This window comes from Actinomycetospora lemnae, from assembly GCF_028737315.1.
Lineage (GTDB): Bacteria > Actinomycetota > Actinomycetes > Mycobacteriales > Pseudonocardiaceae > Actinomycetospora > Actinomycetospora lemnae.
In genome coordinates this window covers 181,833-200,357 of the sequence record NZ_JAQZAO010000010.1, presented here as the reverse complement: position 1 = coordinate 200,357, position 18,525 = coordinate 181,833, and the positions used below count along the sequence as shown (strand labels likewise).

The window sequence follows — 18,525 nt, the reverse complement described above, 5'->3', positions numbered from 1 at the left end:
TCCGGACCGAGCTCATGGTCGACGTCGAGGGGGTCGCTGTCGCCTCAGCGATCTCCCCCCGGTGACGACCCCGCCTCCGCCGGGGGGGCGAGCTGGAAGCGGGGCCGCTGGCGTCACCGGTGGTCCTGCACGCAGGCGCCGCGGGGGCCAGGACAACGAGGGTGCCGGTCTCCCCTGGCTACTGGTCAAGGCCGGTGTTCCCGGGCGCGGAACGAGTTCTCGCCGCCGCGGTCTCCTCGGGTGCCGCGCGCCTCCTCGCGCTGCGGCTCCTCGTCCGGGAAAGCTGTGCGGTGCACACGAGATGTGCCGTGTGCGCGGGTCCCGAGGGCGGGACCCGGGGAGACTGGATCATGTCTTCGCTCGATGTCGGCGAGGTTCGTCGGAACGAGCAGGCTCTGTACCGTCTCTGATGCCGGGGGTGCGGGCGGGGTGGGTTCGCCGCCTCAGGGTTCGCGTCGAGCCATCTCGTGCCGTGCGGGGTGGGCGCAGGCTGGGTGTCGGGTGGTCGGGCGAAGGGGAAGGGGATCCGCACGTGGGTGCTGCCTCGCCCCACTCCGGAGCAGTCCTCGAGCGGGGCTCCCGGTGAGCGAGTCCTGGCTGGGCGACGGCTTCGTCACAGCGCTCGACCGGGAGCTGCAGCTGGTCGAGGACGCCGACGAGATCATGACCGTCGCGGCACGGCGTCTCGGCGAGTACGTCGGCGCCGACCGGTGCGCCTACGCGCAGGTCGAGGCGGACGAGGACCACTTCGTCATGAGCGGTGACTGGGCCGTCGGCTTGCCGCACCTGCCCGGACGGTTCGCGATGTCCCAGTTCGGTGCGGAGGCGCTGGCGTCGATGCGCCGGGGCGAGGCCTGGGTCGTCGAGGACGCCGAGACCGACCCCCGCCTCGACGACGACCAGCGCGCGGTCTACACCGCCACCGGGATCCGCGCCGTCGTCTGCGTCCCGCTGACCAAGCAGCACCGGTTCGTCGCCGCGATGGCGGTGCACCAGGCGCACCCACGGCGCTGGACACCGACCGAGATCGACCTGACCGTGACGGTGGCCAGCCGCTGCTGGGAGTCGCTGGCGCGGGCGCGGGCCGTCCGGAGCGCCCAGGGGAGCGAGGACCGGTTCCGGCTGCTGTTCGAGCGGGCGACCGACGGCATCTGGCTGGCCGATCAGGACGGCCGGTTCCTCGACGTGAACCCGGCGGCGTGCGCGATGGTCGGGCTGTCGCGCGAGGAGCACGTGCGCCTGCGCGTCCAGGACCTGGTGCGCAACGAGGACCAGGGCACGCTGGGGCAGCTGGTGGAACGGTTGCGTCGGGGCGAGGCGGTCAACGAGACCTGGGAGATGCGCCACGCGGGCGGCGGGACGGTGGCGGTCGAGCTGAGCATCTGGTTCACGCCCGACGGTCTGTGGCAGGCGATCGGGCGTGACGTCACCGCGCGGCGGCAGGCCGAGGTCGAGCGCGAGCGGCTCTACCTGGTCGAGCACGACGTGGCCCAGACCCTGCAGCGCAGCCTGTTGCCCCGCGCCGCGCCGGCACTCGCGCGGCTCAGCACGGCCACCCGCTACCTCCCGGCCAGCGCCGAGGCCCAGGCCGGCGGGGACTGGTACGACCTCATGCCGATCGGGGAGGCCACCGTCGCGCTGGCGGTCGGGGACGTCGTCGGGCACGGCCCGCGCGCCGCCGCCGTCATGGGGCAGCTGCGCAGCGCCCTGTCCGCCTACCTGCTCGAAGGGCATCCGCCGGCCGAGGCGCTCGAGCGGCTCGACCGCTTCGCCGTCGGCGTCGAGGGCGCCCTGGGCAGCACCTGCGCGTGCCTCACCCTGGACTGGGAGACCGGCCTGCTGACCTGGGCGCTCGCGGGACACCTCCCGCTGCTGCTCATCGACGACGACGGCGTCCGCTTCCCGACGGGGGGCGAGGGCACCATGCTCGGCGTGCGCGAGCGCGCTGCCGCCTACCGGTCGGCCAGCCTCGTCCTGGCGCCCGGCTCGTCGGTGCTGCTCTACACCGACGGCCTCGTCGAGCGGCGTGGGGAGTCGCTGGACGAGGGCCTCGAGCGGCTGCGGCGCACGGCCGCCCAGGTGGGCCACCGACACCCCGAGGACCTCCTGACCGGCCTGGTCGACGCCGCCGCAGCCAACGACGACGGTGGCGCCGGCGACGACATCGCGCTGGTCATGGTCCGGTGGATTCCCGAGCCCCTGCGTCTGCGGCTCCCGGCCACGCCCGCGTCGCTGCGGACGTCGCGGCAGCAGGTGACGAGGTGGGCCGCGCGGGCCGGGGTCGCCCAGGGCCATGCCGACGATCTCCACCTGACCCTCGGCGAGGCCGTCACCAACGCCATCGAGCACGCCTACCCGGACGGGGACGGCGAGGTCTCGCTCGAGGTCGCGCGTACGCACTCGGGCACGGTGCGGGTCACGGTCAGCGACGAGGGCCGCTGGCGACCGCCACCGAGCGACCCCGGCCACCGCGGCCGCGGCCTGGTGCTCATCCGCGAGATCGCCGACGACGTCGAGATCCAGTGCGGCGCGAGCGGCACCCAGGTGACCTTCCTGGTACCGGACCCGGAGTGCTGACACCGGGCGTGAGACCTCCGAGGTCGGACCGGGGCGGAGCGGGTCGAGCACCGATCAGGTTCCCGCGCCGCGCCCGTCCGTACCCGTGAGACCGACGCACAGGAGGCGGGCACGATGCGGAAACTGATCTTCGGCATGAACGTGAGCGTGGACGGCTACGTCGCCGCGCCCGGCGACGACCTCGGCTGGAGCGCGCCGAGCGACGAGCTGTTCGCGTGGTGGCTCGACCAGGAGCGGGCGATCAGCCTGTTCCTCTACGGGCGCCGGCTGTGGGAGACCATGAACGCCTACTGGCCGACCGGCGACCAGCAGCCGGACGCCACCCCGGCGCAGATCGAGTTCGCGAAGAACTGGCGGGACACGCCGAAGGTGGTGTTCTCCTCGACGCTCGATGAGGTCGACGGGAACGCCCGCCTGGTCACCGGCGACGCGATCGCCGAGATCACCCGGCTCAGGACCGGCGACGGCGGGCCGATGAGGGTCGCCGGCGCCACGCTCGCCGGGGCGGCGATGCGGGCCGGGCTGATCGACGAGTACGAGATCGTCACCCATCCGGTCCTCGTGGGCGGCGGCACGTCGTTCTTCGCCGCGCTCGACCGCCGGACGAACCTGGATCTGGCGGAGACGCGGACGTTTCCCGGCGGTGTGGTGCTGGCCCGGTACGAGACGAGGCGATGAGCACCGGGATCAGAGTGTCGGGGGCAGGCCCAGCCACGGTTTGTCGGTGACGTCGAACCCGGTGAGCTCGGCGATCTTCCCGTCCACGATGTGCAGGACCGCGATGTTCAGCAGCCGGTACCGCGGATCGTCGGGGGTGCGGAGGTAGAGCACGGCGGCGGGCATGCGGTTGACGGTCGTGGCGACACAGCGCCAGTCGTCGTGGCCGGGCCGGAAGAGCCCACCGGAGACCCAGCCGTCCACCGCGTCCTTCGCCGTCACGATCACGGTGCCCGGATCGGGCAGCATCGCGAAGCGCAGGTCGTCGCGCAGCAGGGAGATCAACCCGTCGAGGTCGTTGCGCTCGTGGGCGTCCATGTACGACCTCAGGACGGCGCGCTCGTCCCGGGAGAGCTCGCCGGTCCCAGGGCTCCGCCAGTCGAGGCGGCGGCCGCGGAGCTGCTCGCGCATGGTCACCCGTGCCCGCTGCAGGGCGCTGGTCACCGACGCGACGGTCAGCTCGAGGGCGTCGGCGGCCTTCGACGCCGGCCAGCCGAGGACGTCACGCAGGATGAGCACCGCCCGCTGCCGAGGTGGCAGGTGCTGGACGGCCACGATGAACGCGAGCTCGATCGTCTCCCGCGCGACCACCGACTCCTGCGGGTCCTCGGGGAGCATCTGGTCGGGGTAGGGCTGCAGGTGCGGCACCTCGGAGCGAGCCGACAGGTCGACCGGTGTGGGTGTGCGGCCGTTGCGCTTGTCCAGGAAGTCGAGGCAGGCGTTCGTCGCGATCCGGTACAGCCAGGTCCGCAGCGCGGCGTGGCCCCGGAACGACTCCCGCTTGTTCCACGCCCGCAGAAAGGTCTCCTGCGTCAGGTCCTGGGCGTCCTCGTAGTTCGCGAGCATCCGGTAGCAGTGCACCTGCAGCTCACGCCGGTGGCGCTCGGTGAGGAGCGCGAACCGCGCCGTGTCGCCTGAGCGGACCGCCGCCATGAACACGGCCTCATCGGCGTCCGCCGGCCCGACGTCGGTCATCGGTCATCCATCCTTCCAGCGATGCGAGGAGCTACGGGCATCGACGACGTGGCGGCGGATTCCTGATCGGTGCGATCAACGGTCGGGCGGGCCGTCGCGTCGGAGGACGAGTTCCTCCAGCCCCCGTTCGATCCCGATCACGAGCGCGTCGAAGTCCGGCACGCCGTCGTGGTCGGCGTTGATGCCGAAGGTCATGCGGCCGGCGTAGGTGAACATGCCGACGGCCAGCAGACAGCCCTGAGCGATCGGGACGTGGGCGTAGAGAGAGATCATGCGCCGGCCGAGGGCGTAGAGCGGTCGAGGTGGCCCGGGGACGTTGGTGGCCACCGCCTGGGCGACGGGTTGGGCCGACCCGCTCGCTCGGGCGCCCAGCGCGAGCAACGCCGGCGCCACGACGTCACCCGCGGAGAGCGCCGTGCGGGTGTCGACCGCGAGGACCCGCCGCTTGTGGTCGTCCATCTGACGACGCACGGTCGCGAACCGGGCGAGCGGATCCGTCTCGCCGACCGGGAGGTCGACCAGGACGGTGGTGATGCGGTTGCCCACCTCGCCGCGCTCGGAGCTGCGGCGTACCGAGACCGGCACCAGGGTGCGGACGACGAGACCCTCGGTGAGCTGGTCGCGTCCGGCGAGGAGGTCACGGAGCCCGGCGGCGATCGCGGTGAGGACCACGTCGTTGGCGGTGCCGCCGAGCTGACGGGCCGTCCGCCGGACGGTCGCGAGGTCGGTGCCTGTCCACGCCCAGCGCCGGCGTCGGCCGAGCGTGCCGTTCAGCCCCCGTGCGGTGGGGGTGCTGGCCTGCCGGGTCAGGTCCACCACCGCCGCGGTCACGGCCTCGGTGCGGCGGACCCAGTCTGCCGGGGAGCCGATGTCGCCCAGCGCGCCCAGCTGCGCGACGGTGTGGCGCCGCGCGTCGGTCATGGCGTCACGGACGCTCCCGGCGATGACGGAGGCGGTGGACGGTTCGGGCTCCGGGGACCAGGGTTGTGGCTCTCCGGCGGCGACGTCGGGCTCCCGATCGAAGATCAGCTGCAGCAGATCCGTGCCCGCGATCCCGTCGACCATGCAGTGATGGACCTTGGCGACGATCGCCCACCGTTCGTCCTCGAGCCCGTCGACCAGCCACACCTCCCAGAGCGGTGCGGACATGTCGAGGGGGCGCCCCACGATCCGGGCGATGAGCTCGCGCAGCTGCTGGTCGCCCCCCGGTGGGGGCACGGTGTCGCGGTGGACGTGGTCGGTGATCCGGAAGTCCTGGTCGTCGACCCACACCGGGCGTCCGAGACCGAGGGGGACCGTGCGGACCCGCTGGCGGTAGCGGGGCACACGGGGAAGTTTCGCGATCAGGAGCTCCGCGAGCTCGTCGCCGCTCGGCGCGGGGCCCTCCATCACCGACACCGAGCCCACGTGCATCGGGGTCGTGGGACTCTCGAGGTGGTAGAAGGCCGTGTCGACCGGGCCCAGGCGATCCATCGATCCGGCCCTCCTCCCCACGGTCGGGGCGCGACGTGCTGTCGGCGCCTCAGTCTCCCGGGCCGGCCGCACCACGCCAGTGGTCGAGGGCCCCCGTGCTCCGGTCCGCGACGGAACGCCGACGGGCGGTCCCGCGGCTCCCCGACCCGAGCAGCGTCCTCTCAGCGTCCCTTCAGCTCGTTCCGATACCGTCGTGCTCGGTGTGCCGGGAAGCCTGGTCGGCGTGGTCCTGTCCTCGACGGAAGGTCATCCATGGCCGCCACGCCCTTCGCGCCCGACCCCCAGCCCCGTGAGCCCCGCCCCCTCTCCGAGCGGGAGCGCCGGGCGCTGTCCGATCTGGAAGCGCACGCGACGTCCGAGGACCCGGCCCTGAGCCTGCGCATGGGGCGCACGCGGCCGCGGCTCTCCGACCACCTGTCGCCGCGCGCCTACAACGCCACGATCCAGGTCGGCGTGGTCTTCCTCGTCGCGATCGTGGTGCTGCCGCAGCCGTGGGCCGGGGGCCTGGTCTCCCTCGCCGTCCTCGCGGTCCCCGTGCTGATCGTCGCCGTGGCGATCCGTCGCGGCGCGCTCTGAGCACTCCACCTCCTCCCGTCCTTCCCTCGCGGGCCCACACGGGCGCTCGGCGTGTCGTGCTGTGCGCCGACGTCGGGCCCTCCACGTCAGGAGACGATGTGTCACGCCCGCACCACGACACCGCGACGGCGCCCCGCTCGCCGGTGCGACGCCTGCTGTCCAGCGACGCCGCCGGCGGGGTGGCGCTCGTCCTCGCTGCTGTGGTGGCCCTGGTGTGGGCCAACAGTCCGTGGCAGGCGTCCTACGCGTCCTCGTGGGGCCACGAGCTGACCCTGGGCGTCGGGGCGCTCTCGGTGACCGAGGACCTGCAGCACTGGGTCAACGACGGCCTGATGGTCATCTTCTTCTTCGTCGTCGGGCTCGAGATCAAGCGCGAGCTGGTGCGCGGCGAGCTGCGGGATCCGCGGGCGGCGGCGTTGCCGGCCGTCGCCGCGGTCGGTGGGGTGCTGGTGCCCGCTCTGCTCTTCCTGGCCTTCACGGGCGGCAGCGAGGGCGCCGCCGGCTGGGGCATCCCGATGGCGACCGACATCGCCTTCGCGGTCGGTGTGCTGGCGTTGCTGGGCTCGCGGGTACCGGCCGGGGCGAAGCTGCTGCTGCTGACGGTCGCCATCGTCGACGACATCATCGCCATCGGCGTGATCGCGATCTTCTACAGCGACTCGATCTCGGCGCTGTGGCTGGCCGCGGCCGTCGTGGGCCTCGCCGTCGTGCTGGTGATGCGCCGGCTCGGGGTCACGGCGATCTGGCCCTACGTGCCGGTGGGTCTGCTCGTCTGGCTCTGCACGCTGGAGTCCGGGGTGCACGCCACCATTGCCGGGGTCGCCCTGGCCCTGCTGACGCCCGCGGGTCGGGTCGGTGGGCGACACGTGCTCGACACCCTGGAGCACCGCCTGGCTCCGGTCTCGGCGTTCCTCGTGGTGCCGTTGTTCGCGATCGCCAACGCCGGCGTCGTGCTCGCCGGCGACACCCTGCGCGCCGCCGCCAGCAGCCCCGTCGCGCTCGGCATCGCGGTCGGGCTGGTCGTCGGCAAGGTCGTCGGGGTGTCGGCGGGCGTCGCGCTGATGGTGCGCACGGGGTGGGGGCACCTCCCGGAGGGCGTGCGGGCCCGGCACGCCGTCGGTGTGGCGGCGCTGGCCGGCATCGGGTTCACCGTGTCCCTGTTCATCGCCGAGCTCGCGTACGCCGACCCGGCGTTCGTCGAGACCGCGAAGATCGGGATCTTCGCCGGGTCCCTCGTCGCCGGGCTGGTGGGCGCTCTCGTCCTGGGCGTGCGAGGAGGCCGCCGGGACGCCCACGGGCGATGACGACTCCTCGTGGACCCGTGACGATCAGACCTCCGGGCAGGGCGTGCGCGGCGTGGCCCGCGAACTGCTCGACGCGTCGGTCCCCTCGGGAGCAGGGGCTGACGGCTCGCTGCCCGATGCACTGCGTGGTTCGGGCACCAGCGTCGAGACGGACTCGCAGACCGACCTGAGCTCATCGGTCGGCGTGCTCCTGAGCAGGTCGATGAACTGGCCCCAGTACGCTCCGTCGATCGAGATCGCGACCTTGGCGCTCCCGCCCGCGAGGTCGACGAGGCCGTCGAGACCGGCGCGTCGGCAGTTGGTCACGGCGCTGATGTCGAGGCGGAGCTCGGTCACGCCTGCGGCGTAGAGCCGCTGGCAGTAGGCCCCCAGGCTCGCCATCTCGTGCGCGTCCAGACGGCCCACGAGGATGAGCTTGCGCAGGGGCGGAAGCACAGGCTTCCTCCGTTCGCGGTGCCAGGGGACAGGAGAAGGCTCGGCTGGACCCTCACAGGTCGGCGACGTGCTCCCTCGGGGCGGATCGAACAGCGTGGCCGGCTCGACCGCGCTGCTCGGCTTGCTGGTGGAGCCAGCGGGCGACGTCGACGAGCTTGATGTTGGTCTCCTGGGACGACGTCACCAGGGTGTGGAAGGCGCCGTCCGAGGTGAGGGCGAAGCGTTCCATGAGGATGCCCTTGGCCTGGCCGATGACGTCGCGGGTGTCGACCGCGCGTTGGAGATGGACTGCTTGCTCGCTGCCGTAGAGCAGCATCGCGGCCTGCACGCCGAACAGTCCGGCGGTCAGGCGTGCGTCGGCGTCGAACACGTGTGGCCCGCTCGCGTAGAGGTTGAGCGCCGCGCGCACCCCGCCGTCGGTGGAGAGCTGGGTGGACATCAGCGACCGGTAGCCGGCCTCGACGGCTGCCGGGGCGAAGTCGGGCCAGCGCTGCCCGTCGTCGCCGGCCAGGTCCATGGCGACGACGATGCCGTCCTCGGGCGGATCCTCGAGCGCGGTGATGCAGGGTCCCTGCCGGAGGGTGCTCTGCAGCTGATCCAGCTCGGTCACGGTGTCGTTGGTGGGGTGCCGCGAGGTGACCACCCCGCCCTCGGTGAGCGAGACACCGCCGGCGTCGACCTGGGGCACGGTCTGGACGGCGGCGGCCACGATGTGGGCGAGGGTCTGCTGGAGATCGCGGAGGCTGTGCTTGCTGGTGAGGCCGCGGGCGGCGTTGCGCAGCGACACCACCAGCTCCTCGTTCGTCGTCACGACCGGTGTGGGCTCCCGCCGAGGGTCCAGGGCACGGAGACAGCACGAGCGAGGTCGTGTCGTCGCGGCAGGAGCGAGACCACGTGCGCTGCTCGCGTGCCCCGCCGTGGCTGGGCGGTCGGGGGCGCAGGTGAGAAACGAAGCTGTCAGCGTGTCGTCCGGACAGAGACGGCGCGCTCCGCACTGAGTTCGGCGGCCGCTGGGGTGGACCGCACGCACCCCTCGAGGAAGGGCATCGCTGACTGTGCTCGGAACGCACCCGGTGGTCAAGGGAACTCGCCCCGGTCCCGCGATCGGGGACCGGGGCGGGCTCTCTCCTCCGCTCCGTGCGACGCCGTGCCCCCGCCCTGCTCGTCGTCGGTCGCGCGGGCTGACACCCGTCACGTCGCCACGCACCGCCGGGTCGGTGCCGGCGGTCGCGTCCAGGCCGAGGACCGGAGCAGGCGCAGGCCGTTGAGGGCGACGAGGATCGTCGAGCCCTCGTGGCCGGCGACGCCGAGGGGCAGGGGCAGGTGCCCGACGAGGTCCCAGACGACGAGCACGCCGATGATCGACGCGGCGATGACGAGGTTCGCGATCACGACGCGGCGGGTGCGGCGGGCGAGGTCGAGCAGGGCGGGCAGGGTCGTCAGGTCGTCGCGGACCACGACGACGTCGGCGGCGGTGAGGGTGAGGTCGGCTCCGGCCCGGCCCATGGCCGCGCCGACGTCGGCGGCGGCCAGCGCGGGCGCATCGTTGACGCCGTCGCCGACGACGAGCAGGCGGTCGCCGTCGGCGCGGCGGCGCTCCACCGCGTCGACCTTGTCGGCGGGCAGCAGCCCGGCGTGGACGTCGGTGATGCCCACCGCGTCCGCGGTGCGCTGTGCTGCGCGCGGGTTGTCGCCGGTGAGCAGCGTCGGAGGCGTGGCGGTGCGGGCGGCGAGGGCGGCCACGCTGTCCGCGGCGGCGGGGCGCAGCGCGTCGTGCACGGCGAGCACGGCGACCGGGGCGCCGTCGGCGTGCACGACGACGGCCGTGCCGCCGGAGTCCTCGATCTCCCGGACCTGCCCGGGCGCGTCCTCGCCGGGGCGGCCGACCTCGATCGTCCGGCGCGCGACGGTCGCGGACACCCCGTGCCCGGGGCGAGCGGTGAAGCCGCTCGCCGGGGGGAGGGGGAGCCGGCGGTCCCGGGCGGCGGCGACGACCGCGCGGGCCAGCGGGTGCTCGCTGGGGTGCTCGGCGGCCGCGGCCGTGGCGAGGGCCGTGTCGGCGTCCCAGGACCCGGCAACGGCGTGGACGGCGGTGAGGACGGGCCGTCCGCGGGTGAGGGTGCCGGTCTTGTCGAGGGCGACGGCGGTGATCGTGCCGAGCTGCTCCATGACCTCGGCGGACTTGACCAGCACGCCGTGGCGGCCGGCGGTGGCGATCGCGGCGAGCAGCGGCGGCATCGTGGACAGGACCACGGCACACGGCGAGGCGACGATCATGAAGGTCATGGCGCGCAGGAGGGCGTCGGCGAGGGGCTCGCCGAGCAGCACCGGGACGCCGAAGACCAGCAGGGTGGCCACCACGACGCCGAGCGAGTACCGCTGCTCGATCTGCTCGATCCACCGCTGGGTGCGGGCCTTGGTGGCCGACGCCTGCTCGACGAGCTCGGCGATGCGGGCGACGACCGAGTCCCCGGCCCCGCGGGCCACGCGCACCCGCAGCGCGCCGGTGCCGTTGAGGGTGCCGGCGAACACCTCGTCGCCGGGTGCCTTGGCCGCCGGGAGCGGCTCGCCGGTGATCGTGGCCTGGTCGACCTCGCTGGTCCCGTCGAGCACCACCGCGTCGGCGCCGACCATCTCGCCCGGCCGCACGAGCACGAGGTCGTCGACGGCGAGCTCGTCCGCGGCGACGCGCTCCTCGTCGCCGGTGACGGGGTCGAGCCGGGTGGCGCGGTCGGGGGCGAGCTCGAGCAGGCCCCGCACCGACGACTCGGTGCGCGCGGTGGCCCACGCCTCGAGCGCCCCCGAGGTCGCGAAGATGACGACGAGCAGGCCGCCGTCGAGCACCTGCCCGATCGCCGCCGCCCCGAGCGCGGCCACGATCATCAGGAGGTCGACGTCGAGCGTGCGCTCGCGCAGGGCCTGCAGGCCGGACCACGCCGGCCCCCACCCGCCGGTGACGTAGCAGCCGGCGTAGAGCGGGCCCCACACCCAGCTCGGCGCCCCGAGCAGCTGCGCCGGCACGGCCAGCGCGAACAGCAGCACGGAGGTCCCCGCCCACCGCGCCTCGGGCAGGCCGGCCAGGGTGCGCAGCGGGCCGGGCGGTCGGGGGACGGTGCGGCCGCGGGCGGACGCCGGTGCGGTCTCGTCGATCGTCTCCGGGGGGAGCATGCATGAACGATCGCTCAGACGTTCATGCTCCCACAGCTCAACAGGTGGTGAGGTCGCGCCTCGGTACGCTCCCGCCATGGGTCACGGGGTCTCCTCCGACGCGCGTCCCGCCACCGAGGCCGAGGTCGCGCGCGTCGCCGAGACCCTCCGCGCCCTGAGCACGCCCAGCCGCCTGCGCATCCTGCTGCACCTGGTCGCCGGCCCCTGCGCCGCCGGCGAGATCGCCACCGCGGTCGAGATGGAGCAGTCTGCGGTGTCCCACCAGCTGCGCATCCTGCGCCAGCTCGGGCTCGTCGTCGCCACCCGCAGCGGCCGGTCGATGCGCTACCGGCTCTACGACGACCACGTCGCCCAGCTCCTCGACGAGGCCCGCTACCACGTCGAGCACCTCCGTCTCCGCGCCGCCGATCCCGCGTCCTGACAGGTCGACGACCGCCGCCGCCCCGTGGCCGCTCCGGGGGACTCCACGGCGCCGGTGACCGCTCGTAGGAGCGTCACCCGCCGGGAGCGCATCAGCTGATCGACGTCGCCGCCCGATCCCGGTCGAGCGCCCCGATGTCGCCCAGCCAGGCGCGCAGGCGGGCGGGATCCGTGCCGCGGTAGCCGAGGTAGCCGTCGGGGCGGACCGCGAGCACCGTCGTCCCCGGACGGTCCCGCAACCGGTGCACGTGCACCCCCGGCCCGACGGTCGGGAGCGGGACGTCACGGGCGTCCCGGGCGAGCAGGACGTGGACCCCGGGCGTGGCGGTCAGGTCGTGCAGCCGGCTCGGGCCGTGGTCCGCCATGACCGCGGCATCCGGCAACCGGTCGCCGGGACGGAGGGCGCCGCGGCCGGAGTGGTCGTCGCACGACAACGGGCTCTGCCGGTGGTGCACCCACAGACCGGCGAGCAGGCGGACCGCCGGAGCGGTGAGCGTCGGGCGGCGCAGGAGGGCCGGCGCGAGCGGGGCGGCGAGCGGCGCGACGACGCCGCGGAGGAGACCCGCGACGGCGGTGGGTGACGACTCGGCCCAGAACACGAGGTCGGTGAGCGCGATCGACGCACACGCGACGGGCCGGCGCTCGTCCCCGTAGGAGTCGAGGAGGAGATCGGGCTTCCGCGCCGAGTCCGCGTGCGCGAGCCGCCAGCCGAGGGCTGCGGCGTCCTGGAGGCCGAGGTTCATCCCCTGTGCGGCGGCGGGGGAGTGGCTGTGCGCGGCGTCCCCGGCGAGGAACACCGGTCCCTGCCGGTAGGTCCGGGCGAGCCGGCGGGCCAGCCGGAGCCGGTCGGACCAGGCGACCCGGCCGACGCGGACACGGAGCCCGCCGGCGTCGAGCAGCTGCTGGAGCTCGTCGCGGCCCGGCGGCCCCTGCCCGCCGGCGCGGGTCGGGCCACGGGTGGCGAGGACCCGCCACGGCGCGCGTTCCCCGAGCGCGAAGACGAACACCAGTCCGCTGCGTGCGGCGGCGACATGGGCGACGCCGGGCTCGAGGTCGGCGCCCGGCTCGGGAGAGAGATCGACGTCGGCGAGGAGGACCTCCTGGCGGTATGGCCGGACCGCCACGGGGATGCCGGCCAGCGTGCGCACGGTGCTCGCCACGCCGTCGCACCCCGCCACCCACCGGGCGTCGACGCGTTCCTCGCCGCCCGGCCCCCGCAGCCGCGCCCGGACCACGTCCGGACCCGCCGCGAGATCCTCGAGCGCAGGGCCCCGTTCGACGGGGACGCCGCGCTGCTCCAGCGTGCGGGCCAGTACGTCCTCGACGTCCTGCTGGCGGATCATCCACGGGTGGCCGAGCGGCCGGCCCGCGATCCCCAGGTCGTCGAGCCGGACGCGGACCGTGCGGGCACCGAGGTGCACGAGCGCCTGCGGGTCGTCGAGGGCCCGCTCGCTCAGGGCGTCGATCACCCCGAGCGGACGGAGCTGCTCGAGGGTGCGGGGGTGCACGACCAGGGCTCGTGACGGCCGGGGGCCGGTGCGAGGGTCGACGATGCGCACGCGGGCGCCGTGCGCACGAGCGTGCAGGGCCAGCGCCAGACCCGTGGGCCCGGCGCCGACGACCAGCACCTCGGCGGACATCGCTCAGCTCGCGACCGGTCGCCACCACGCCGCGGGGTCGGTGTCGGCGTCGGGCGGCGGCTGATCGGTGAGCAGGTCGTCCCGGTGGCGGCCTGGCAGCACCGTGTAGGCGATCGAGCCGCGCACGCTGACCAGCTCGAGCACCCGCCAGAGGGCGCGGGCGTAGGCCTCGGCCTGGTCGGCACCGTCCCACTCGTAGAGCCCGCGGTAGACACCGTTCTCGTCGGCCGCGAGCCACCACTTGGCGACGAACCCGGGGAAGCCGACGAACAAGGGGGTGTTGAGCAGGCTCTCCGCGCGGAACAGGGCGTGACCGCGACCCCGCACACCCCGCAGCCGGAAGCGCACCACCAGCGCACAGCAGTGGGACGCGACCGCGCCGGTCACCACCGTCTCGCGGTAGATCGTGGAGGTGCTGCCGTCGGCGAAGCGCACCCGCGCACCCACCCGTGTCCGGGGGCAGCGCACCCGGCGGCGGGCCAGGAGACGCAGCGACACGCCCACGCACCGCGCGACGGCGAGCCAGGCGTCGCCGCGGGGCAGCGGCGGCGCGCTCCTCGTCCGGTCCTCGCTGTGGATCATGGTGGCCTGCCTCTCGAGATGCGACCGCGGGCAGCCGGACGGTCCCGTGGGACGCGGGCGCCTGCGAGGGCCGGCCGGCCCCGCCCACGGAGGCTTTGGTCGCACGTCCCGGCGCGGACCTCCTCATCACCTCGAACGACCCGGCCGGCGCCGGCCGAGCAGGACGGCGCCGGATCGTGGAGGGGCGATCAGGCGAGGGCGGCCAGGGCGGCGGCCGGGTCGAGGGCGCCGCGGCGGTTGTGGGGCAGCTGGGCGAGCAGGCGCGCCATGCCGCAGGTGTTCGTCACGGCGGAGAACGTGAGGCCGGCGCCGATCGCGCCGGCGAGAGCGACGAGGGGCCGGTAGCGCAGGCTGCCCAGCACGCCGGCGAGGACGAGCGAGCCCGCGGCGAGCCGCACCTGGCGCTCCATGGCCCACGTGCCCCTACCTTCGCGGACCGGGCCGCCGTCGCGCTGCCAGCCGGTGACGCCGCCCTGCAGCACCTCGAGCCGTTCCAGGCCGGTGCGGTCGAGGACGCCGCGGGCCTGCTCGGCCCGCGCGCCCGAGGCGCAGACGAGCACCACCGGGTCGTCGTGCTCCGCGCGGAGCTCGTCGCGGTGCTCCCGCAGCAGGTCGAGGGGGACGTTGTAGGAGCCCGGGATGTGCGCGGCGGCGAACTCGCCGGGGCTGCGGACGTCGATGAGGCGCGTGCCGGGGTGCGCCGCGAGCAGCGCGCGCACGGCCGCGGTGTCGAGCAGGGGGCGGGTGGGGGTGCTCACGGGGGCCTCCAGGTGGATCGGAGTCGTCAGGGGGAGGTGTCGACGGCGCGGCCGGACTCGATCCAGGCGGACGTCCCGCCCGCGACCGAGACCGCCGGGGTCCCGGCCTGCTCGACGGCTTCGGCCGCCATCGCGCTCCGGCCGCCCGACTGGCAGATCATCTGCACCGGCTCCGGACCGAAGCGCCCCGGGTCCGCCAGGACGTCCTCGAGGGGCACGTGGTGCGCGCCGGGCACGTGGCCGGCGTCGAACTCCTCGGTGGACCGGACGTCCACCAGGCGGCCCGGCTCCCAGCCGGACGCCGCCAACTCGTCGACCGAGGTCTCGCGCACTGTCGTCATCGGCATCCTCTCTCGTTGTATAGGTACCAACATACTGATGTTTGTCGTGGGCTGTGCGCCGCACCGTCCGTCGTTCGGCACGGCTCGCGCACGAGGCGGTCAGCCGGCCAGGGCGATGCTCGAACGCACGGCGGTGTACGCGGCGAGCAGCAGGAGCAACGCGGCGAAGACGCGGCTCAGGGACGGCGTCGAGACGCGGTCGGCGACGAGCTTGCCCAGCACCGTCCCGGTGACGGCCGCGGCGGTCACCGGGACCACGAGGCGGGCGTCGAGGGCCTCCGCGCCGAGGCGTGGGACCAGCGCCCCGATCGAGTTGATCACGATGACGAGCAGCGATGTCCCGATGGCCGCGCGGGCCGGCCAGCGCAGGACCAGCACCAGCACGGGGACGGCGAGGAAGCCCCCGCCCACGCCGAACAGGCCGGTCGTGAGGCCGACCGCGAGGCCCCCGAGGACCACGAGGGCCCACCGGAGCGCACCGGAGTGCTGCAGCGCGGGACCCGGCAGGGCCGCGGGGGGAGACCTCGCGTCGTCCTGGTCGCCGCCGCGGCGGGCGTCGCGGATCATCAGCACGGCGGCCACGGTGATGACGCCCGCGAACGCGAGCAGCAGCACCGACGGGTCCAGGTCGCGGGCGAGGACGGCGCCGGCCACGGCCGACACCGTGCCGACCGACCCGAAGACCACCCCGGCACCCCAGCGGACGTGTCCGCGGCGGGCGTGCACGGGCAGGCCGGTCAGGGCGGCGACCCCGACGATGACCAGGGATGCCGCCGCAGCCTCGTGGGTCGAGGCCCCGAGCAGGTAGACGAGGGCGGGCACGGTGAGCACGCCGCCCCCGCCGCCCAGCGCGCCGACCACGAGCCCGATCGCGAGACCGATCCCGATCTCGAGCGTGAGCGTCACACGTTCTCCTCGGGCGGGTCAGCCGGTGGCGAGGCCGAGCTCGACCGCCTGGGAGTACTCGTCGTCGATGAGGGCGACGTCGCGCCCGGCGCGGTCGAGCAGGCTCGCGGCGATGCTGGACCGGAAGCCGGAGGCGCAGTGCACCCACAGCCGCCCGGCCGGCAGCTCGTGCAGGCGGGCCAGCAGGTCCTGCAGGGGGATGTGCACCGCGTCGGGGATGCCGCCCTGGGCGCGCTCGTCGTCGCGGCGGACGTCGAGCACGGGCTCGTCGGCCTCGGCCCCGGACCGCGCCGCCACGTCGGCGAACGTCACCCTGGGGTAGTGGCGCAGGTCGCCGGACGGGGCCAGCTCGGCGGGACTGCCGACGGCCGCACCCGCCGGCCGGTCGATGCCGATGCGCGCCATCTGCCGTTGGGCCTCGGCGACGTCGTCGGCGGTGTCGCCCACCAACGTCACGGGTGTGCCCCACGGCATCAGCCAGCCCAGGTAGGTCGAGAACTGGTCGCCGAGCGCGATCCCGATCGTGCCGCCGAGGTGTTCTGCGGCGTAGGCGGTGCGGTCGCGCAGGTCGACGACCCACTCCCCGTCGGCGATGCGCTTGCGCAGCTCGTCCGGGTCGACCGCAGCCACCGGCGAGAGGTCGGCGGCGTCCGGCCCGGCCAGGTTGCGGGGGCCCATGTGCGCGTAGTACCGCGGGTAGGCGGTCAGGTTCGCCACCAGCGTCTCGACGAAGCTGTCCTCGTCGGTGGCGAGCAGGGCGTCGTTGGCGGCGCGCTCGGCGCCGATCGTGCTCGCGTCGGCACCCGTCGCGTTGCCCGAGGAGCAGAAGCTGCCGAAGCCGTGTGTGGGGTACACGCGGGTCTCGTCGGGCAGCTGGGCGAGCCGCTGGGCCGAGCGGTACTGGTGGTGGGTCAGCTCGACCGTGCGGGCGGCGTCGACGAGGTCGGTGCGCCCGACGCTGCCGAACAGCAACGAGCCGCCGGTGAAGACCGCGGCCGGCTCGTCGGGTGCCGCCGTGTCCTCGACGACGTAGGACAGGTGCGTGACGGTGTGACCCGGTGTCGCCACCGGCCGCACGCGCAGGGTCCCGACCGCGATCTCGTCGCCCTCGGCGACCCCCCGGCGGTCGAACGTCACCGGGTCCTCGGCGTTGACGAGGTAGTCGACCCCGATCTGCGCGGCGAGGGCGTGCCCACCGGTGACGTAGTCGTTGTGGATGTGGGTCTCGGCGACCGCGCCGACCCGCACACCCTGCTCGGCCAGGACCGCGTGGACGCGATCGAGGTCGCGCTGCGGGTCGACGACGAGCGCGACCTCGCCGTCGTGCACCACGTAGCTGCGGTCCCCGAGGGCCTCGGTGGCGATCACCTCGACGTGCATGGAAGTGCCTCCCTCGTTGGTATGTCCCTACATTACGGGCGGTCGGCGAACCCGTCAAACACGGCGCGGCGTCACGCTGCTGCTGGCGGTGCCGGAGGTCCGAGGGCGCTGCTCACGGGCGCGGAGCGCACACCGTGAGCGGCAGGGCGCGGCCCACGAGGGAGCGGCGGGGCGCGGGCAGGGTCGCGGCGAGGCGGGTGAGCTCGCGCGCCGAGGCCGCGTCGGGGGCGTCGAGGACGACGGGTACACCGCGGTCGCCCGCCTCGCGCAGCGGGACGTCGAGCGGGACGCGGCCGAGCAGCGCCGTGCCCGCCTCGTCGGCGAGCAGCTCCCCGCCGCCGGAGCCGAAGACCGCGGTGGTCCCGCCGCAGGACGCGCAGACCGTGCCGGCCATGTTCTCCACGACGCCCGCGAGCGGCGCGCCGGACTCGGTGGCCATCCGCACGACCCTCCGGGCGACGACCCGGGCCGCGGCCTGGGGTGTGGTGACCGCGAGCAGCGCCGCGTCGGGCAGCAGCTCGAGCACCGAGAGCGTCGCGTCGCCGGTGCCCGGCGGCAGGTCGACCAGCAGGACGTCGAGCGGGCCCCACGCCACGTCGGTGACGAACTGCTGCAGCGCCTTGTGGAGCATCGGGCCGCGCCAGACCACCGGGTCGTCCTCGTCGACGAAGAACCCCGTCGACATCAGCGCCACCCCGTGGGCGCGCACCGGCTGCATCTTCTCGCCGAGCACGACCGGCTGGCGGCGCACGCCGAACAGCTGGGGCACCGAGTAGCCCCAGACGTCGGCGTCGATCAGGCCGACCCGTTGTCCGGACGCGGCGAGCGCCGTCGCGAGGTTGGCGGTGACCGTGCTCTTGCCCACCCCGCCCTTGCCACTGGCCACGGCGTAGACGCGGGGCGCCGGGCCGCCCACCCCGCGCGGTGGCGCCCCGGCCGCCAACCGCTCGGCGAGCTCCGCGCGCCGGCGTGGGGTCATCGGCGTGGCCTCGACCTTCACGCGTGACGCACCGGCAGCCTCGGCCGCGGCACGGACCGCGGCGACGAGCTCGGGAGGCGCGTCGCTCGTGCTCGTGGACAGCCGCACCCGGACCCGCCCGCCGCGCCGCACCTCGACCTCGTCGACGGCGTCGAGCTCACCGAGCGGTCGTCCCAGGTCGGGGTCGCGCACGGCCTCGACCGCGGCGCGCACAGCCTGGGCGTCGACACCCGCGGGCGTGCTGGCGAAGGGCGCCCTCCGACCGTCTACCCGAGCGAAGGTGCCCTTCGCTCG

17 protein-coding genes are annotated in these 18,525 nt (G+C 74.6%); 5 read left to right on the top strand and 12 right to left on the bottom strand.

The genetic code is table 11. The features are described 5' to 3' along the window. The first annotated feature begins 582 nt into the window (after positions 1-582). Both PGB27_RS22335 and PGB27_RS22330 read left to right on the top strand, forming a co-directional pair. The gene (locus PGB27_RS22335; RefSeq protein WP_274202623.1) at positions 583-2,577 is read left to right on the top strand and encodes a SpoIIE family protein phosphatase; all 1,995 of its coding nucleotides are present in this window, start codon (positions 583-585) and stop codon (positions 2,575-2,577) included. 114 nt (positions 2,578-2,691) lie between these two features. Continuing rightward, positions 2,692-3,255 carry a dihydrofolate reductase family protein gene (locus PGB27_RS22330; protein WP_274202622.1) on the top strand — a complete coding sequence of 188 codons (564 nt, stop codon included), beginning with the start codon at positions 2,692-2,694 and terminating at the stop codon, positions 3,253-3,255. Positions 3,256-3,264: 9 nt separating this feature from the next. Here PGB27_RS22330 and PGB27_RS22325 read toward each other — a convergent pair whose 3' ends face one another. Both PGB27_RS22325 and PGB27_RS22320 read right to left on the bottom strand, forming a co-directional pair. Beyond that, positions 3,265-4,269: an RNA polymerase subunit sigma-70 gene (locus tag PGB27_RS22325; protein WP_274202621.1), complete on the bottom strand. Its 1,005-nt coding sequence runs from the start codon at positions 4,267-4,269 to the stop codon at positions 3,265-3,267. A gap of 75 nt (positions 4,270-4,344) precedes the next feature. After that, a complete protein-coding gene (locus tag PGB27_RS22320; protein ID WP_274202620.1) occupies positions 4,345-5,742 on the bottom strand; it encodes a WS/DGAT/MGAT family O-acyltransferase in 1,398 nt (465 codons plus the stop codon). Between the two features lie 252 nt (positions 5,743-5,994). Between PGB27_RS22320 and PGB27_RS22315 the strand changes: the two genes are divergently transcribed. Together PGB27_RS22315 and nhaA are read left to right on the top strand one after the other, a co-directional pair. After that, positions 5,995-6,318: a DUF3040 domain-containing protein gene (locus PGB27_RS22315; RefSeq protein ID WP_274202619.1), complete on the top strand. Its 324-nt coding sequence runs from the start codon at positions 5,995-5,997 to the stop codon at positions 6,316-6,318. Positions 6,319-6,416: 98 nt separating this feature from the next. Continuing rightward, on the top strand, positions 6,417-7,622 hold the full coding sequence (gene nhaA, locus PGB27_RS22310) for a Na+/H+ antiporter NhaA (protein ID WP_274202618.1): 1,206 nt from the start codon (positions 6,417-6,419) through the stop codon (positions 7,620-7,622). A gap of 24 nt (positions 7,623-7,646) precedes the next feature. On the opposite strand, the gene PGB27_RS22305 is transcribed toward nhaA, so the two are convergent. The 3 genes from PGB27_RS22305 to PGB27_RS22295 form a co-directional block, all read right to left on the bottom strand. Then, positions 7,647-8,057 (bottom strand): hypothetical protein, encoded by a 411-nt coding sequence (locus PGB27_RS22305; protein WP_274202617.1) that lies wholly within the window; start codon positions 8,055-8,057, stop codon positions 7,647-7,649. A gap of 52 nt (positions 8,058-8,109) precedes the next feature. Continuing rightward, positions 8,110-8,868 carry a GAF and ANTAR domain-containing protein gene (locus PGB27_RS22300; RefSeq protein WP_274202616.1) on the bottom strand — a complete coding sequence of 253 codons (759 nt, stop codon included), beginning with the start codon at positions 8,866-8,868 and terminating at the stop codon, positions 8,110-8,112. 380 nt (positions 8,869-9,248) lie between these two features. Beyond that, positions 9,249-11,225, bottom strand: coding sequence for a heavy metal translocating P-type ATPase (locus PGB27_RS22295; protein WP_274202615.1), 1,977 nt, complete (start codon positions 11,223-11,225; stop codon positions 9,249-9,251). A 76-nt stretch (positions 11,226-11,301) separates the two neighbouring features. Here PGB27_RS22295 and PGB27_RS22290 point away from each other — a divergent pair, with 76 nt between their 5' ends. Beyond that, positions 11,302-11,646, top strand: coding sequence for an ArsR/SmtB family transcription factor (locus PGB27_RS22290; RefSeq protein ID WP_274202614.1), 345 nt, complete (start codon positions 11,302-11,304; stop codon positions 11,644-11,646). A gap of 91 nt (positions 11,647-11,737) precedes the next feature. On the opposite strand, the gene PGB27_RS22285 is transcribed toward PGB27_RS22290, so the two are convergent. From PGB27_RS22285 to PGB27_RS22255, 7 genes are all read right to left on the bottom strand, one after another. Continuing rightward, complete coding sequence (locus tag PGB27_RS22285; RefSeq protein ID WP_274202613.1) at positions 11,738-13,285, bottom strand: FAD-dependent monooxygenase; 1,548 nt, start codon at positions 13,283-13,285, stop codon at positions 11,738-11,740. A 3-nt stretch (positions 13,286-13,288) separates the two neighbouring features. Further along, the gene (locus PGB27_RS22280) at positions 13,289-13,867 is read right to left on the bottom strand and encodes a hypothetical protein (protein WP_274202612.1); all 579 of its coding nucleotides are present in this window, start codon (positions 13,865-13,867) and stop codon (positions 13,289-13,291) included. Positions 13,868-14,055: 188 nt separating this feature from the next. Further along, positions 14,056-14,625, bottom strand: coding sequence for a rhodanese-like domain-containing protein (locus PGB27_RS22275; protein ID WP_274202611.1), 570 nt, complete (start codon positions 14,623-14,625; stop codon positions 14,056-14,058). Between the two features lie 26 nt (positions 14,626-14,651). Next, positions 14,652-14,966 carry a rhodanese-like domain-containing protein gene (locus PGB27_RS22270; protein ID WP_274202610.1) on the bottom strand — a complete coding sequence of 105 codons (315 nt, stop codon included), beginning with the start codon at positions 14,964-14,966 and terminating at the stop codon, positions 14,652-14,654. A 99-nt stretch (positions 14,967-15,065) separates the two neighbouring features. Continuing rightward, entirely contained in the window at positions 15,066-15,872 is an 807-nt protein-coding gene (locus tag PGB27_RS22265) for a sulfite exporter TauE/SafE family protein (protein ID WP_274202609.1), read from the bottom strand. 18 nt (positions 15,873-15,890) lie between these two features. Next, entirely contained in the window at positions 15,891-17,252 is a 1,362-nt protein-coding gene (locus PGB27_RS22260) for an MBL fold metallo-hydrolase (RefSeq protein ID WP_274202608.1), read from the bottom strand. A gap of 112 nt (positions 17,253-17,364) precedes the next feature. Next, positions 17,365-18,444 carry an Mrp/NBP35 family ATP-binding protein gene (locus PGB27_RS22255; RefSeq protein WP_274202607.1) on the bottom strand — a complete coding sequence of 360 codons (1,080 nt, stop codon included), beginning with the start codon at positions 18,442-18,444 and terminating at the stop codon, positions 17,365-17,367. Positions 18,445-18,525: the final 81 nt, after the last annotated feature.